The sequence below is a fragment of the Herbaspirillum aquaticum genome (genome assembly GCF_002213425.1).
GTDB lineage: Bacteria > Pseudomonadota > Gammaproteobacteria > Burkholderiales > Burkholderiaceae_D > Herbaspirillum > Herbaspirillum aquaticum.
In genome coordinates, this window is the sequence record NZ_NJGV01000018.1 from 18961 (window position 1) to 33685 (window position 14725).

The window sequence follows — 14725 nt, forward strand, 5'->3', positions numbered from 1 at the left end:
TGATGATCTCCCTGACCGCCGTCAAATCCCGCTTTCAGGTCTTGGTCACACGCGTGTCCAGGGCCATCGTCGCGCGCGGTTTGCGCCCTGAGTCTGCGGCGCTTCTGGGCTACGGTTCCTCGCAGCAGGATGTGCAAAACGCAGAAATTGAAACGCAGCGACTGGCAGCGCAATGGATCATGCGCACGGCAATGCCCCCCGAGGTCGCTGCTATCCTCCTGGACAGCGGTGCAGTCGATAGCGCCAACGGCAAGGGCGGCCGTGAAATGCATCCCGCTTCACGTCAATGGGCCTACTGGTTAGCCAGGGAGTGTACTGCGACCGACATGAACGGCGCACTACGCATGCCGCTCGTGGAGAGTGTCAACTCCTCGCTGAAGCAAGCCATCTTCTTTGATGGCGAAAATATCCAGGTCATGCAAGGCAGCATCGTATCAGGGGACTCCAGAATCGGAGCCAATACCTATGTGGGCTTCAATTGCCACATCACCAAAGCCAGGATCGGACGCTACGTCTCGATTGCGGACAATGTGCTGGTCGGCCCGGGAGAGCACCGCCTGGACCGGGTTTCCACGCATTCCATCTTTTATGATGCGCCTTACGAAACCCTCACCGAAGCCGCCTGCGTGATCCAGGACGATGTCTGGATCGGTGCTTCCTGCATCATCCGGCGGGGTGTCACCATTGGCACCGGGGCAGTGATCGGCGCCAATTCCTTCGTGAACCAGGATGTCCCTCCTTTCGCCATCATGGCGGGCTCACCTGCGCGCAACATCGGCGCCCGGTTCGATGATCAAACCGCTGCGAAAATTCTCGCCAGCAAATGGTGGGAACTGCCTGCTTCCGAGGCGCGCACCCTCATAGAACAACTTACGCAAGAAATCTCGTCATGATAGTCAGTCGCTTGATCGGTGGCCTCGGCAACCAAATGTTCCAATACGCGGCGGGCCGCGCCCTGGCCTTGCGCCGTGGTGTTCCCTTCGCCATCGACAGCCGTGCCTTTGCAGATTACAAAACTCACGCCTTCGGTATGCAGTGCTTTTGCGCCGACCTGACCGAGGCTCCTGCGCGCTTGATTCCCAACCCGCCTGCAGAAGGCCGTCTTCAGCGCCTGCTGCGCAGGTTCCTGCCCAGCCCGCTGCGTGTCTACACCGAGAAAACTTTTACCTTCGACAACGCCGTACTGAGCCTGCCTGATGGCACCTATCTCGATGGCTACTGGCAATCGGAAAAATACTTTGCCGACTTTGCCGACCAGATCAGGAAGGATTTCGCCGTCAAAGCCGCCCCCAGTGCGCCCAACCAGGCCTGGCTGGAACTGATCGACCGGACACATTCGGTATCCCTGCACATCCGCCGGGGTGACTACGTATCCAACGCGGCCGCCGCCGCGGTGCATGGGACATGCGACCTGGGCTACTACGAGCGTGCCGTCGCGCACCTGCACCAGGTAACCGGTCAAGCGCCAGAACTGTTCGTTTTTTCAGATGACCTGGATTGGGTCGCAGCCAACCTGCAGCTTCCTTACAAGATGCACCTGGTGCGTGACAATGACGCCTCCACCAACTTCGAAGACCTGCGCCTGATGACCGCCTGCCGACATCACGTCGTGGCCAACAGCTCCTTCAGCTGGTGGGGCGCCTGGCTGGATGGCCGCTCAGAGAGCATCACCATCGCCCCGGCGCGCTGGTTCGTCGCCGATACGCCGGACGCGCGTGATCTGGTCCCGCAACGCTGGGTGCGTCTATGAACCAACGTGAACAACTACCGGCCATCAGCGTCGTCGTCCCCACTTACAACGCAGGACGCTACGTGGAAGAGGCCGTGGCCAGCGTACTGGCGCAGGACTTCGGCGACTTCGAACTGCTGCTCATCGACGATGGCTCCACCGACAATACGGCTGACGTCGTCAGCCGGTTTGCCACCGATCCGCGTGTACGGCTGCTGCGCAATGAACGCAACATGGGTCTCATCGCGACCTTGCACCGGGCATATGCCGAGTGCCGTGCGCCGCTCATTGCGCGCATGGACTCCGATGATATCTGCGCCCCAGACCGCTTCGGCAAGCAGGTTGCCTTCCTGCGCGAGCATCCGGACGTCGCTATCGTGGGCGGCGCAATCCGTTTCTTCGGCAACGTGGCGCCGAACGTCTTCACGTTCCCGCTCGCCCATGCCGACATCCATCCGGCGATGCTCTTCTATTGCCCCTTGGCCCATCCCGCTCTGATGTTCCGCAGAGAGCTGCTGGACCAAGGCATCATTCGCTACGACGACGCTTTCCGTCACGCCGAGGATTATCATCTTTGGAGCCGCTTGCTCCTGCAGGTCAACGCAGCCAATCTTCCCGAGGTCGTGCTTGACTATCGCCTGCATGCGCAACAAGTCAGCTCGGACTCCTCCGACAAGCAATATGCCGCCTCCTTGCGCGTGCGCAGGCAGATGCTGCAAGAATGCGGCGTCGAACCCACCGATGACGAAATCGCCTTGCACGAAAGCGTCATCCTGGAACGCCCCTTGGCGCGTACCGATTATCTGCCGGCCTTGGCCGCCTGGTTTGTGCGGCTGGAAGCGGCCGCGCGCCAGAGTGGCTATTGGGATGAGCAGGCCCTGCATCGCCTGCTCAAGGGCAAGTTCATCGACACCGCGCGCAGGGTCGGCGCAGATCTGTCGGCGCTTGCCAAGGTGACACCCACTGCCAGCTTCGTTTCTACGGAAGATGTGACTACCGTCTCGCATGAGGCAAGTCGGGCAAGCCTGGCCGCACGCGTGAAGCGCCGTCTCAAGTCGATGGTCTGGCAGTGGCGGGCAAGGAGGAGCAAGTCGTGATCCATTCCGAACAATCACGGCTGGTCAGTTTCGTGATGCGCACCGTGGGCGGGCGCCCTCGCGAGATCCGCCGCGCGATCGCCAGCGTTGCCGCCAATGACTGGCGGCCGCTCGAAGTGGTCGTGGTCTACCAGGGCGCGGAAAATGCGCAATGGGAAGACCTGCAGAAGCTGCCTGCGGAATTCGCCGATATCAACGTGCGGGTGGTGCGCAATCCCGCCAGCGGCGACCGTCGCGCCGAGAACCTCAACATCGGCTGGGCGCATGCCAACGGCCGCTATCTCGGTTTTCTGGACGATGATGACACGCTCGCACCCAATCACGTCTCTCTGCTGCTGGCTGCTTTGCAGGCCACCAGTAAAACGTGGGCTTATGCGCAGGTGACCTTGCGCAAGGAAAATGCGGACCTGGAAATCGTCAGTGAAAGTACGCCCTTCCGACGCCATGCCTTTTCGCTCAAGTCTTTGTGGAGCGAAAACTTTCTGCCTATTCACAGTTTTCTGATCGACAGGAGCAAGCTCCATGCGGCCCTGGCCGAGCGTCCGTTCCATGAAGAACTGGACCGCTCCGAAGACTGGGACTTCCTGTTACGGCTGGCCTTTTATCACGAGCCGGCGATGATCGAAGAATTCACCGCCACCTATCATGTCAGTACCGCCGGTGGAAACACCAACCTGTCCCTGATGGATTCAGCCGGACGGGAAGAGCGTGAGCGCCTCAACCGTGAGGCCTGGGCGCGCTGCAAGACGATCGTCGAAAATCGCAAGGCAACACTGGCTGCGTCGGTTTGGTGGGGCAACGACTATTTCGGTTTGCCAGCGCCCGCGGCGGCGGCACAGGACCAGCAGGCAACACCCAACCCGACCATTCAGCGCAGATCCCTGCGCGAGCGCGTCATCCGCAAATTGATTCGACTCCTGGAGCGTTTGCTGTGAAAGTCTCCATCTGCATTCCCGCATATCGCCAGGTCGAGTACCTGCGTGAAACCCTGCAATCCTTGCTGACACAGGATTTCCAGGATTTTGAAGTCATCGTCACCGACGACTCCCCGGACGACAGCGTACGCGACCTGCTGGCGAGCTTCGATTTTGGCGGCAGGCTGCGTTATGTCCGCAATTCGCCCGCCCTCGGTTCCCCCGAGAACTGGAACGCCGCGCTGCGGCTGGCGCAGGGCGACTATGTCAAGATCCTGCATCACGACGATCATTTCATCCGTCCCGACGCGTTGCGCCTGTTCGTCAAGTTGCTCGACGATGCACCGGATGCGGACTTCGGCTTCAGCGCGACCCTGGTCAACCATATCGATGTGGGCATGCAGCGCATCCATTGCGCCAGTGACCGACAATTGGCCGATCTCGCAGAAGATCCGGCCAGCCTCTTCGTGGGCAACTGCATCGGCGCGCCCAGTGCCACCATCTGCCGACGATCCGCGAGTCTGGATTATGACCGCCAGATGAAGTGGCTGGTCGACGTCGACTACTACTACCGGATGTTGATGAATAACCGGCGCTTCGCCTATACGACCGAAGCCCTCATCACCACGCCCACCAACGCGGGGCACCAGGTGACTGAAATCTGCCGGGACAACGGTGAGGTTGAGCTGGCCGAGGCGATGGCATTCTTCCGTAAATTTTCGCCGCAGCAGCAGGAAAATCCTTTGGTCAAACAAGGCTGGCTGATTCTTTTCAAGCGTTTCCAGATGCGCAAGCTGGCAGACTTCGCCCGTTATGGCGTGCCCCCACCGCAAGAGGCGCCGGGGCAAGATGGCTATTTCACTGTTCTGTTGAAGAAGCGTTACACCTTCTGGAACCTGCTCCGTGACCCGAAGCTGCTGGTGCGCAAGATTTTCTACCGGCTCTATCCATACGTTCCCGGCTTCATTCGTCGTGGGCTCAAGCAGGTGTATGCGCGCCTGGGTCTGCCCAGGTCAGGTTCCCGCTGAGACGACGGATTTTCACCATGAACAGCGGTAGCTCCCTTAGCCCGCAGGGGCCCAGCCTTTCGGTCATCCTGTGCGTACATCGCGCCAATCCCTGGTTGCAAGAGGCCATCGACAGCGTCTTGGGACAGAGCGATGGGGATTTCGAATTCCTGATCGCGGCCAATGCCTGCAGCGACGAATTCTGGGAGGAGCTGCAGGCGTTGGGGCGTGGCGACCAGCGGATCCGACTGATCCGAACAAGCATCGGACAACTGGCTTTCAACCTGAATGTGCTTGCCGACATGGCGCGCGGACAATACCTGGTCCGCATGGACGCCGATGATGTCTGCGCCCCCACCCGTATTGCCACCCTGCGTGCGTACCTGGCAAACGACGCGGTCGATATCCTCGGGTCTGCAGTATCCCTGATCGATGGCCATGGCCGCCAAGTCGGATTGATGCAGTTTCCGCGAAGCCAGCTGCAGATCGTGGCTGCGTTGAAAAGACGGACTGTGTTCTGCCATCCCGCCGTGGCGATCCGTCGGCAGTTCTTGCTGGAGATGCGCGGCTACCTCGGCGGTTTCCACTCGGAAGATACCGACCTGTGGCTGCGTGCCTGCCGACACGGGGCACGCATGGCCAACCTCCCTGACATGCTGCTGTCCTACCGCATCCATGACGGCCAATCCATCAGCAGTGGTGCCGGCTACGCCGAGGTCAGTGCACATTGGCTGCGTGAATTCCTGTCCAGGCCCGGCTGGTATAACTTGCAGGGCCTGATGATCGCCCTGGCCAAGACAGCCTGCAAGCGCCTCCTGCCGCGCAGCGCTGCCTACAAACAGGCAGCGGAGAAGCAGGAAAGGAAGAGCTGATGCATCAGGAACCAAAGCCCAAGCTGCTCTTCTTCGTCGCCGTCGACTGGTTCTTCTGCTCCCATTTTCTGGAGCGTGCGCTCGCCGCGCGTGAGGCCGGTTTCGAGGTTCTGGTGCTCACGCATGTCGACCGGCATGGACCACGCATTGAAGCCGCCGGCCTGCGCCTGATCGCACTGGATATTGACCGCCGCAGCCTCAATCCGCTGGATGCGGCAAAAACGCTGCTGGCGTTGATGCGCATCTACCGTCGCGAGCAACCCGCGCTGGTGCATCATGTTGCGCTCAAGCCCATCCTCCTGGGCAGCTTGGCTGCACGCCTGAGCGGGGTGAGGCACATGGTCAACGCGGTCGTCGGGGGTGGGTATGTGCTTATTGGTCAGAGCTGGAAAGCCAAAGCATTGAGACCGGTGTTGAACATGCTGCTCAAACTGCTGCTCAACCCAAGGGGCAGCAAAGTCGTGTTCGAAAATGGCGATGACCTCGAGCGCTTCGTGACCACCGGCCTGGTCCGCGCCGCCGATGCCGTACTGATCCGTGGCGCCGGCGTTGATCCCAGCCAGTATTGCCCCGGCTCGCCAAGCCTGCCGCCGATGGTCGTCATGAGTGCGCGCCTGCTGCTGGACAAGGGCCTCGGAGAGTTCGTTCAGGCCGCACGCTTGCTGCGCCAACAAGGCGTCCAGGCACGTTTTGTCGTGGCCGGCGAACGCGATCCCGGCAATCGTTCCTCAGTGGACCTGCAGACCCTGGCAGCCTGGAAACAGGAAGGCATTGTCGAATTCTGGGGTTTCCAGGAAGATATGCATGCTGTTCTTGCCCAAGCCAGTATCGCCTGTCTCCCCTCGTATCGGGAAGGCTTGCCGAAGGCATTGCTGGAAGCCATGGCATGCGGCCTGCCCTGTGTGACGACCGATGTCGAAGGCTGCCGCGAAGCCGTACGCGATGGCGACAACGGACTCCTGGTTCCGGCTGCCGACGCTGCAGCGCTGGCTGCAGCCTTGCAAAGACTGCTGGAGGACCCGGCCCTGCGGGCGGCCATGGGTCGGCGCGGCCGGGAACGGATCGAAACCGAATTTGCGTCGGCGCTGGTTATGGAACAGACTCTTGCTTTATACGCGGGCCTGTCATCCATTGGAACGCATTGATCGGCCATCGCCGCCATGCAAGACGAAAACTGCACACAATCGAGTCATACATAAAAAAGGAAAAGACGTGCAAGTCAATTTCTGTCACGGGAAGCCACTCGGACCAGACGGCAGCATTGGAGTAGCGCAATGATGCTGCGGCTGCTGGATATCCTCTTCTCGCTGGTCGGCTTGCTGCTGACTTCCCCCCTGCTGCTGCTGCTGTTCGTCCTGGGACTGTTCGATACCGGGTCACCGCTGTTCCGCCAAACCCGGGTGGGCCGGCACCAGCAGCCGTTTATTCTGGTCAAGTTCCGGACCATGAAGCCCGATACCCAATCGATAGCGACCCATCTGGCCAGCCCGGCCTCGGTCACCCGCATGGGCGGCATGCTCAGGCGTACCAAGCTTGATGAGCTGCCGCAGCTGTGGAACGTATTGAAAGGAGAAATGAGTCTGGTCGGCCCGCGCCCCTGCCTGTTCAACCAGACCGAGTTGATCGCCGAACGCGCGCAGCGCCGGGTATTCGAGGCTCGCCCCGGCATCACCGGTCTGGCGCAAGTCAAGGGGATCGACATGTCGACACCCCGCTTGCTCGCAGAAACCGATGCGCACATGCTTGCCGAGATGAACCTGGCCCATTACCTCAAATTCATCGTCCAGACAGCGACGGGTTCCGGCCGTGGAGACAGGATCAACACACCATGACCCAAGCACGCTTTCTCCGCCGCAGCTGGCGCCGTGCCTGCTCGGCGCTGGCCCGCCCGGCATTGGCCCTGCCCCGGCCGGTCAAGCGCATCGTCGCGCTGACCATCGACCTCAGTCTTTGCCTGTTCACGGCATGGCTGAGCTTCTACTTGCGCCTGGGAGAATTCATCAGCATCACGCGAGAGTCAGAATGGGGTACTGGCCTGCTGCTGGCGGCAGGTGCAGCCTGTCTCATTGCATTGCCGATCTTCATCGTTTCCGGCCTCTACCGTGCGATCTTCCGCTATAGCGGCCTGCCGGCCCTGCAAACGGTCGGCCGTGCCGTCGGCGTCTACGGGGTGCTGTACTTCTCGATCTTTACGGTCATCGGCATCAACGGCGTGCCACGTACCGTGGGCATCATCCAGCCCATCCTGCTGTTGTTCATGGTTGGCGCTTCGCGTGCGCTGGCGCGGGTCTGGCTGAGTGACCAGTACCTTCGCATCCTCAAGCATGCTGCCCGCCCCAAGGTCATGATCTATGGTGCCGGCGAAGCCGGACGCCAGCTGGCGGGCGCCTTGTCCAACAGCCACGAAATGCAGGTGGCAGGTTTCCTGGATGACGATGACCGGCTGCACGGGCATGTCCTCAACGGCCTGCCCATCTACAATCCGGCCGACCTGGCAGGGCTGGTGGAAACGCTGAAGATCAACGATGTCCTCCTTGCCATGCCCAACATCAACCGGACGCGACGCAATGCCATCCTGAGCGACATCCGCAGCGCCCACGTTTCGGTGCGTACGCTGCCCAGCGTGATGGACTTGGCCCGCGGCAGGGTCAGCGTCTCCGACCTGCGCGAGCTGGACATCGACGACCTGCTGGGTCGCGAACCGGTCATGCCCAACCATCTTTTGCTGGCCAAGAACATCACCGGCAAGGTGGTCCTGGTAACCGGCGCGGGAGGTTCGATCGGCAGCGAGCTGTGCCGGCAAATCCTGGCGGTCTCCCCGCTCAAGCTGCTGCTCATCGAACAAAACGAATTCGGGCTTTACGCCATCCATCAGGAACTGGAAGCACAACTGGATGGCCGCGACATCGCCCTCGTGCCGCTGCTGGCCTCCGTGCAGGATGAGGAACGGCTGCGCGAGATCCTCTCCACCTGGCATCCCCATACGGTCTATCACGCAGCAGCTTACAAACATGTTCCATTGGTCGAGCACAATCCGGCCGAAGGTATCAAGAACAATCTGCTGGGTACGCTGCGCACCGCCCGGGCGGCGATCGAAAATGAAGTCGCGCATTTCGTTCTGGTCAGTACCGACAAGGCGGTTCGTCCCACCAACATCATGGGTGCCAGCAAGCGGCTGGCAGAAATGGCTCTGCAAGCACTCGCCTCGACCCAACCTGCCACCCGGATTTCCATGGTGCGTTTCGGCAATGTGCTGGGATCGTCCGGATCGGTCGTTCCCAAGTTCAGGCAGCAAATCCGCAACGGTGAGGCGATTACACTGACCCATGCTGATATCACCCGCTATTTCATGACCATTCCCGAGGCTGCCCAGCTGGTGATCCAGGCGGGCGCCATGGCCAAGGGCGGCGATGTCTTCCTGTTGGACATGGGACAGCCCGTCAAGATCATTGATCTGGCGCGACGCATGATCGAATTGTCAGGGCTGACGGTGCGCGACGAACTCAACCCCGATGGCGACATCGAGATACAGATCACCGGCCTGCGGCATGGAGAGAAGCTTTATGAGGAATTGTTGATCGGCGAGGATTCGGAAACCACGCCTCATCCACGCATCATGAAAGCCCATGAGGACTTCATGCCGTGGCCTGCCCTGCAGGAGAGACTGCGGGAACTGATGGCGGCATTGTCCGCCAACGACGTCAATGCGATCCGCACGATCATGCAACGCCTGGTATCCGGGTACACGCCCAGTGAAGAAATCGTGGACTGGGTTTACATGGAACAGGAAACGGAATTGCAGCGCGGCACCTGAGGGGGTGAGGGACGTTGAATTGCAGTCGGGGGGCGGGAGCACCGCCCGCTCGACCAGATCCCGCGGGCGCTCCCTTGACCGCAAACCAGTTCAGTCGAAATAGTCGGCATCGGCAAAGGCCACGCCCGCCATGTCCTTCTGCGAAAGCTTGGCCTGGCCCTTGGCAATCATCCAGTCGATGGCCAATTCAGGATCATCCCACGCAATGCTGCGCTCGTGCTCGGGCGCCCAATAATCCGTTGTTTTGTACAGGAATTCTGCCGTTTCCGAGATCACCCGGAAGCCGTGCGCAAACCCCTCCGGAATCCAGAGCATGCGCTTGTTCTCGGCACTCAGTTCCACGCACACATGTTTGCCGAAAGTCGGAGAGGATTTCCGAATATCCACGGCCACATCCTGGACGCATCCCGCAGTTGCGCGAACCAACTTCCCTTGTGGCTGGCGGATCTGGTAATGCAAGCCGCGCACCACGTCACGAGCCGACTTGCTGTGGTTATCCTGGACGAATTCCACCTCGCGGCCGATGATCTCATTGAAACGGCGCTGATTGAAACTCTCGAAGAAAAATCCGCGATCGTCGCCAAACACCTTGGGCTCGATGATCAGCACCCCTTCCAGATCCGTCCGGATTACATTCACGATGCATCCCCCTGCTCAAACAGGCGGTGAAGGTAGAGTCCATAACCGCTCTTGACGAGCGGCGCTGCCAGCTTCTGCAACTGCTGGGCATCAATGTAGCCCATGCGATAGGCAATCTCTTCGGGGCAAGCCACTTTCAGCCCCTGGCGACGCTCGATGGTCTGGATGAAGTTGCTGGCCTCGATCAGGCTCTCATGGGTGCCGGTATCCAGCCAAGCGTAACCACGTCCCATCATCTCTACGTTAAGTTCGCCACGTTCGAGGTAGAAGCGGTTGACGTCGGTGATCTCCAGCTCGCCACGTGCCGAAGGCTTGATATCGGCTGCAATGTCACAGACCTGGTTGTCATAAAAATACAGGCCCGTCACGGCGTATTTGCTCTTGGGCTTGACGGGCTTTTCTTCCAGGCTGGTGGCACGGCCTTCGGCGTCAAAGGCGACCACGCCGTAACGCTCGGGATCATGCACATGATAGGCAAAGACGGTCGCCCCATCGGTCCGGTTGCAGGCCTGGCCCAGCTTGGCCTGCAGATCGTGTCCGTAAAAGATGTTGTCACCCAGCACAAGCGCCGAGGGCGAATTGCCGATGAAGTCGCGTCCGATGATGAAAGCTTGCGCCAACCCGTCGGGGTTGGGTTGCTGGGCATAGCTGATGTTCAGTCCCCAGCCGGCGCCATCTCCCAGCAGCGCCTGGAAGCGCGACGCCTCCTCCGGGGTGGTGATGATGAGGATGTCACGAATGCCGGCCAGCATCAGCGTGCTGAGCGGGTAGTAGATCATCGGCTTGTCGTAGACCGGCAGCAATTGCTTGGACACGGCCATGGTCACGGGATGCAGGCGCGTACCAGAGCCACCGGCCAGGATAATGCCCTTGCGGGAAACGTTGGGTTTAGTGTTCATGGAGTTCTTTCATCATGCGCTCGACGCCATTGTGCCAGTCCGGCAGGACCAGCCCGAAAGCGGCCTGGAACTTGCTGCAGTCCAGGCGGGAATTGAGGGGCCGCGCCGCAGGGGTGGGGTAGGCGCTGGTAGGGATCGGGGTCAACCGGGCCAGTCCGGAAATGCCGCCCAGTTGTGTGGCCAGGGCGAACACTTGGCGGGCATAGGCGAACCACGTGGTCTGTCCCGAAGCGGCCAGGTGATAAAGACCCTGCCGCTCAGGGTGGGCCAGGGTCTGGAGGACGGCATGCGCGGTGGCATCGGCCAGCAGTTCGGCGCCGGTGGGAGCTCCTGTCTGGTCGTCGATCACATTGAGCTCGTCGCGCTGGGCGCCCAGCCGCAGCATGGTCTTGGCAAAGTTGCCGCCACGTGCGGCATAGACCCAGCTGGTACGGAAGATCAAGTGTGCACAGCCGCTGGCAAGGATAGCCTGCTCGCCTTCAAGCTTGGTCTGGCCGTAGACGTTGAGCGGGCCGGTGGGCTCGTCTTCCTTGCGCGCGTGTTCGCCACTGCCGTCAAATACGTAATCGGTGGAGTAATGCACCAGCAGCGCGCCACACTGCGCCGCTGCCACTGCCATAGACGCCGGGGCCTGGGCGTTGACCAGATGTGCGCGCTCGGGTTCGGTCTGCGCCTTGTCCACGGCCGTATAGGCGGCCGCGTTGACCACCACGTCCGGGCGCAGGGTCGCGATGGTCCGGCTGATGCCGGCCAGGTCGGCGAGGTCACCGCAATATTGCTCGCTGCGGGCGCTCAGGGAGATGAGCTCGCCCAGCGGTGCCAGACTACGCTGCAATTCCCAGCCGAGCTGGCCGTTGCAGCCGAAGAGCAGGATCTTCATGTCTGGCGTGCGGCGTAGTTTGTTTCCAGCCATTCACGGTAACTACCGGAACGGACATTGGCTACCCAGTCCTGGTTGGACAGATACCATTGAACGGTCTTGCGAATGCCAGTCTCAAAGGTCTCGGCCGGTTTCCAGCCAAGTTCTCGCTCGATCTTGCCGGCATCGATGGCATAACGGCGATCATGGCCCGGACGATCAGTCACATAGGTGATCTGGCCGGCATAACTCTGCCCGTCCTCACGCGGCCGCAGCTCGTCCAGCAAGGAGCAGACGGTATTGACGATGTCGATGTTGGCCTTTTCGTTCCAGCCGCCGACGTTGTAGACCTCGCCCGGCAGGCCGGCTTCCAGCACGCGGCGAATGGCACTGCAGTGATCCTTGACGTAAAGCCAATCGCGGATCTGGCGTCCGTCGCCGTAGACCGGTAGGGACTTGCCATCCAAGGCGTTGACGATCATCAGCGGGATCAGCTTTTCGGGGAAGTGATAAGGACCGTAGTTATTGGAGCAATTCGTGGTGAGTACCGGCAGCCCGTAAGTATGGTGATAGGCACGCACCAGATGGTCGCTGGCGGCCTTGGTCGCCGAATAGGGGCTGTTGGGCTCGTAGCGGTTGGTCTCGGTGAAGGCCGGTGCCTGCGGAGCCAGAGAACCGTAGACTTCGTCGGTGGAAACGTGCAGGAAACGGAACTCGCCGCGCTCGGTCTCATTGAGCTGGCTCCAGTACTCGCGCACGGATTCGAGCAGGTTGAAGGTGCCCAGCACGTTGGTCTGCACGAACGCATCCGGGCCATGGATGGAGCGATCCACGTGGCTCTCTGCGGCAAAATTGAGGACGGCGCGCGGTCGGTGCTGCTTGAGCAGATCGGCCACCAGTTGGCGGTCGCCGATATCCCCCTGCACGAAAATATGCGCCGGGTTCCCCTGCAATGAATCCAGGTTCTGGAGATTGCCGGCATACGTCAGCAAATCGAGATTGACCACGGGCTCGCCGGTATGGCCGACCCAGTCAACGACAAAATTGGATCCGATGAATCCTGCACCGCCAGTCACTAATATCATTGCTGTCCTGGCATGGCTCACCACCGCTGGTTACCATGCGTAAAGAATGGAAACCGGGTATTTTACCCGAGCGCACCCGCATTGGATCAGTTCCCGCGGGGTGTTTATGCGCGGCATGACCTATCCGTCACCCGCCCCCAAGCCCATCAGACATTGCCCATGAGAAATTACATTATCGGAGACCTGCAGGGATGCGCTGCCTCCTTGCAGGATTTGCTGGCGGTGCTTCCGCCCCATGCATCCGACCGCCTCCTTTTCGCCGGCGACCTCATCAACCGCGGCCCCCACTCCCTGCAAACCCTGCGCACCGTGATGCAGATGGGCGAGCGCGCCCAGTCGGTGCTGGGCAACCATGACCTGCACCTGCTGGCCGTGGCCTGCGGCATCCGTCCCGCGCACCGCGACGACACCCTCGACGATATCCTCAACGCCCCCGACCGCGACGAGCTCATCAACTGGCTGCGCCATCGGCCCCTGGCCATCCACGAACAGGGTCACCTGATCGTGCATGCCGGCGTGCTGCCCCAGTGGGACCTGCAGCAAGCCCTGGCCCTGGCCAGCGAAGTGGAAACCATGCTGCGCAGCGACCGGTGGATGGACTTCCTGCGCCACATGTACGGCAACCAGCCCGACCGCTGGAGCGACGACCTCGCCGGCCATGATCGGCTGCGCTGCATCATCAATGCCTTCACCCGCCTGCGCTTCTGCCAGGCGGACGGGACGATAGATTTTGCGGTGAAGGAAGGCGCGGCAGCTGCGCCGGAAGGACTGATGCCATGGTTCGAGGTGCCAGGGCGCAGGACCGCGGAAGTGACCGTGGTCTTCGGTCACTGGTCCACGCTGGGGCTGGTGATGCGCCCCAACCTGATCGCCCTCGACACGGGATGTGTCTGGGGCGGCAAGCTCAGCGCGGTGCGACTTGAGGATCGGGCGCTGTTCCAGGTGCCGTGTCCGCAGGCGCGGCGGCCGGGCTGAGCGACTCCAGCGAATACCCCAGTCCGGCGGCAATGACTTCACGGGCGGTGCGCGCGAGGTCGCGGCGATGCGCGCCCTCCGTGCTGATCAAGGGCAATTGCTTCAGTTCGGCCGTCATCCCCTTGGATTTGAGGATGCTCATGATGCTCTCGGCGATGGACATGTCGCCGATGAAATCGGCCGCCCCATGCAGCCGGCCTTCTGCATCCACATAACGCAATGCATACGGCTGCACCGGCGCACGGGCGTCGATGGCCGCCTCGAACAAGTTGGCGTGGAAAGGCAGCAGCGTGCCCTGCGCGGCCGTGGTGCCTTCGGGGAAGAAGGCCACGTGCTCATCCTTCTCGATGCTTTCCACCAAACCTTTGAAGATGCGCCGCACGTCGCTGGCCTTGCCGCGCGAGATGAAGATGGTGCCGGTCTTGGCGCACAGCCAGCCGATCAGCGGCCAGCTGCGGATTTCCGACTTGGCCACGAAACGGCAGGGCTGCAGAGAATTGACCACGAAGATGTCCAGCCAGCTCACGTGATTGGACACCAGCAGCGAACGCGGGATCGGCAGGGGGCTGTCGATCTTGATGGCGATGCCGCAGATGCGCAGCAGCTTGCGCGACCAGCGCCGGATGTGCGCCTGCCGCCCCTGCTCGGACGTGAACGGGAACAGGAAGGCACAGACCGCCATGCCCTTGAAGAGATGCGCGATCAGGCGCAGCAAACGGAAAACGAACATGGCGTATTCGGGTCTTGATGAGGTCGTGATCGAATCGTTGCGACGAAAAACCGCTTGATCGAAAATCAAGATCGAAGTTGCCCGCAGTCAAGCTTCGATCAAGAA

The 14725-nt window shown here is 61.1% G+C and carries 15 protein-coding genes; 10 read left to right on the forward strand and 5 right to left on the reverse strand.

Annotation, left to right across the window (positions count from 1 at the left end):
- Positions 1-2 precede the first annotated feature (2 nt).
- From CEJ45_RS25295 to CEJ45_RS16655, 9 genes are all read left to right on the forward strand, one after another.
- Positions 3-893 carry a CatB-related O-acetyltransferase gene (locus CEJ45_RS25295; protein WP_088756274.1) on the forward strand — a complete coding sequence of 297 codons (891 nt, stop codon included), beginning with the start codon at positions 3-5 and terminating at the stop codon, positions 891-893.
- On the forward strand, positions 890-1750 hold the full coding sequence (locus CEJ45_RS16620; protein WP_158214923.1) for an alpha-1,2-fucosyltransferase: 861 nt from the start codon (positions 890-892) through the stop codon (positions 1748-1750). The genes CEJ45_RS25295 and CEJ45_RS16620 overlap by 4 nt, the downstream gene beginning before the upstream one ends.
- Positions 1747-2826: a glycosyltransferase family 2 protein gene (locus tag CEJ45_RS16625; RefSeq protein WP_088756166.1), complete on the forward strand. Its 1080-nt coding sequence runs from the start codon at positions 1747-1749 to the stop codon at positions 2824-2826. The genes CEJ45_RS16620 and CEJ45_RS16625 overlap by 4 nt, the downstream gene beginning before the upstream one ends.
- On the forward strand, positions 2823-3761 hold the full coding sequence (locus CEJ45_RS16630) for a glycosyltransferase family 2 protein (protein WP_088756167.1): 939 nt from the start codon (positions 2823-2825) through the stop codon (positions 3759-3761). The genes CEJ45_RS16625 and CEJ45_RS16630 overlap by 4 nt, the downstream gene beginning before the upstream one ends.
- The gene (locus CEJ45_RS16635) at positions 3758-4768 is read left to right on the forward strand and encodes a glycosyltransferase family 2 protein (protein ID WP_088756168.1); all 1011 of its coding nucleotides are present in this window, start codon (positions 3758-3760) and stop codon (positions 4766-4768) included. The genes CEJ45_RS16630 and CEJ45_RS16635 overlap by 4 nt, the downstream gene beginning before the upstream one ends.
- 17 nt (positions 4769-4785) lie before the next feature.
- A complete protein-coding gene (locus CEJ45_RS16640; protein WP_088756169.1) occupies positions 4786-5619 on the forward strand; it encodes a glycosyltransferase family 2 protein in 834 nt (277 codons plus the stop codon).
- A complete protein-coding gene (locus tag CEJ45_RS16645) occupies positions 5619-6764 on the forward strand; it encodes a glycosyltransferase family 4 protein (protein ID WP_088756170.1) in 1146 nt (381 codons plus the stop codon). The genes CEJ45_RS16640 and CEJ45_RS16645 overlap by 1 nt, the downstream gene beginning before the upstream one ends.
- Positions 6765-6893: 129 nt before the next feature.
- On the forward strand, positions 6894-7451 hold the full coding sequence (locus tag CEJ45_RS16650) for a sugar transferase (protein WP_241517363.1): 558 nt from the start codon (positions 6894-6896) through the stop codon (positions 7449-7451).
- Positions 7448-9433, forward strand: coding sequence for a polysaccharide biosynthesis protein (locus CEJ45_RS16655; protein WP_088756171.1), 1986 nt, complete (start codon positions 7448-7450; stop codon positions 9431-9433). The genes CEJ45_RS16650 and CEJ45_RS16655 overlap by 4 nt, the downstream gene beginning before the upstream one ends.
- A 90-nt stretch (positions 9434-9523) precedes the next feature.
- On the opposite strand, the gene rfbC is transcribed toward CEJ45_RS16655, so the two are convergent.
- The 4 genes from rfbC to rfbB are packed head-to-tail and all read right to left on the reverse strand — an operon-like array spanning position 9524 to position 12915.
- Entirely contained in the window at positions 9524-10072 is a 549-nt protein-coding gene (rfbC, locus tag CEJ45_RS16660) for a dTDP-4-dehydrorhamnose 3,5-epimerase (RefSeq protein WP_088756172.1), read from the reverse strand.
- Positions 10069-10971: a glucose-1-phosphate thymidylyltransferase RfbA gene (gene rfbA, locus CEJ45_RS16665; RefSeq protein ID WP_088756173.1), complete on the reverse strand. Its 903-nt coding sequence runs from the start codon at positions 10969-10971 to the stop codon at positions 10069-10071. Before rfbA ends, rfbC begins: the two co-directional genes overlap by 4 nt.
- The gene (rfbD, locus tag CEJ45_RS16670; RefSeq protein ID WP_088756174.1) at positions 10961-11851 is read right to left on the reverse strand and encodes a dTDP-4-dehydrorhamnose reductase; all 891 of its coding nucleotides are present in this window, start codon (positions 11849-11851) and stop codon (positions 10961-10963) included. The genes rfbA and rfbD overlap by 11 nt, the downstream gene beginning before the upstream one ends.
- Positions 11848-12915: a dTDP-glucose 4,6-dehydratase gene (gene rfbB / locus CEJ45_RS16675; RefSeq protein ID WP_088756175.1), complete on the reverse strand. Its 1068-nt coding sequence runs from the start codon at positions 12913-12915 to the stop codon at positions 11848-11850. The genes rfbD and rfbB overlap by 4 nt, the downstream gene beginning before the upstream one ends.
- A gap of 159 nt (positions 12916-13074) precedes the next feature.
- Here rfbB and CEJ45_RS16680 point away from each other — a divergent pair, with 159 nt between their 5' ends.
- On the forward strand, positions 13075-13890 hold the full coding sequence (locus CEJ45_RS16680) for a symmetrical bis(5'-nucleosyl)-tetraphosphatase (RefSeq protein ID WP_088756176.1): 816 nt from the start codon (positions 13075-13077) through the stop codon (positions 13888-13890).
- Here the strand turns inward: CEJ45_RS16680 and CEJ45_RS16685 are convergent.
- Positions 13820-14620 (reverse strand): lysophospholipid acyltransferase family protein, encoded by an 801-nt coding sequence (locus CEJ45_RS16685; protein WP_088756177.1) that lies wholly within the window; start codon positions 14618-14620, stop codon positions 13820-13822. The genes CEJ45_RS16680 and CEJ45_RS16685 overlap by 71 nt on opposite strands.
- Positions 14621-14725: the final 105 nt, after the last annotated feature.

What these genes read in the sequence shown, in the direction of transcription:
- CEJ45_RS16655 (WP_088756171.1), top strand. Translation starts at nt 7,448, where the DNA reads ATGACCCAAGCACGCTTTCTCCGCCGCAGCTGGCGCCGTGCCTGCTCG.
- rfbA (WP_088756173.1), bottom strand. Translation starts at nt 10,971, where the DNA reads ATGAACACTAAACCCAACGTTTCCCGCAAGGGCATTATCCTGGCCGGT.
- CEJ45_RS16640 (WP_088756169.1), top strand. Translation starts at nt 4,786, where the DNA reads ATGAACAGCGGTAGCTCCCTTAGCCCGCAGGGGCCCAGCCTTTCGGTC.
- CEJ45_RS16680 (WP_088756176.1), top strand. Translation starts at nt 13,075, where the DNA reads ATGAGAAATTACATTATCGGAGACCTGCAGGGATGCGCTGCCTCCTTG.
- CEJ45_RS16620 (WP_158214923.1), top strand. Translation starts at nt 890, where the DNA reads ATGATAGTCAGTCGCTTGATCGGTGGCCTCGGCAACCAAATGTTCCAA.
- CEJ45_RS16625 (WP_088756166.1), top strand. Translation starts at nt 1,747, where the DNA reads ATGAACCAACGTGAACAACTACCGGCCATCAGCGTCGTCGTCCCCACT.
- CEJ45_RS16650 (WP_241517363.1), top strand. Translation starts at nt 6,894, where the DNA reads ATGATGCTGCGGCTGCTGGATATCCTCTTCTCGCTGGTCGGCTTGCTG.
- CEJ45_RS25295 (WP_088756274.1), top strand. Translation starts at nt 3, where the DNA reads ATGATCTCCCTGACCGCCGTCAAATCCCGCTTTCAGGTCTTGGTCACA.
- rfbD (WP_088756174.1), bottom strand. Translation starts at nt 11,851, where the DNA reads ATGAAGATCCTGCTCTTCGGCTGCAACGGCCAGCTCGGCTGGGAATTG.
- CEJ45_RS16645 (WP_088756170.1), top strand. Translation starts at nt 5,619, where the DNA reads ATGCATCAGGAACCAAAGCCCAAGCTGCTCTTCTTCGTCGCCGTCGAC.
- rfbB (WP_088756175.1), bottom strand. Translation starts at nt 12,915, where the DNA reads ATGATATTAGTGACTGGCGGTGCAGGATTCATCGGATCCAATTTTGTC.
- CEJ45_RS16685 (WP_088756177.1), bottom strand. Translation starts at nt 14,620, where the DNA reads ATGTTCGTTTTCCGTTTGCTGCGCCTGATCGCGCATCTCTTCAAGGGC.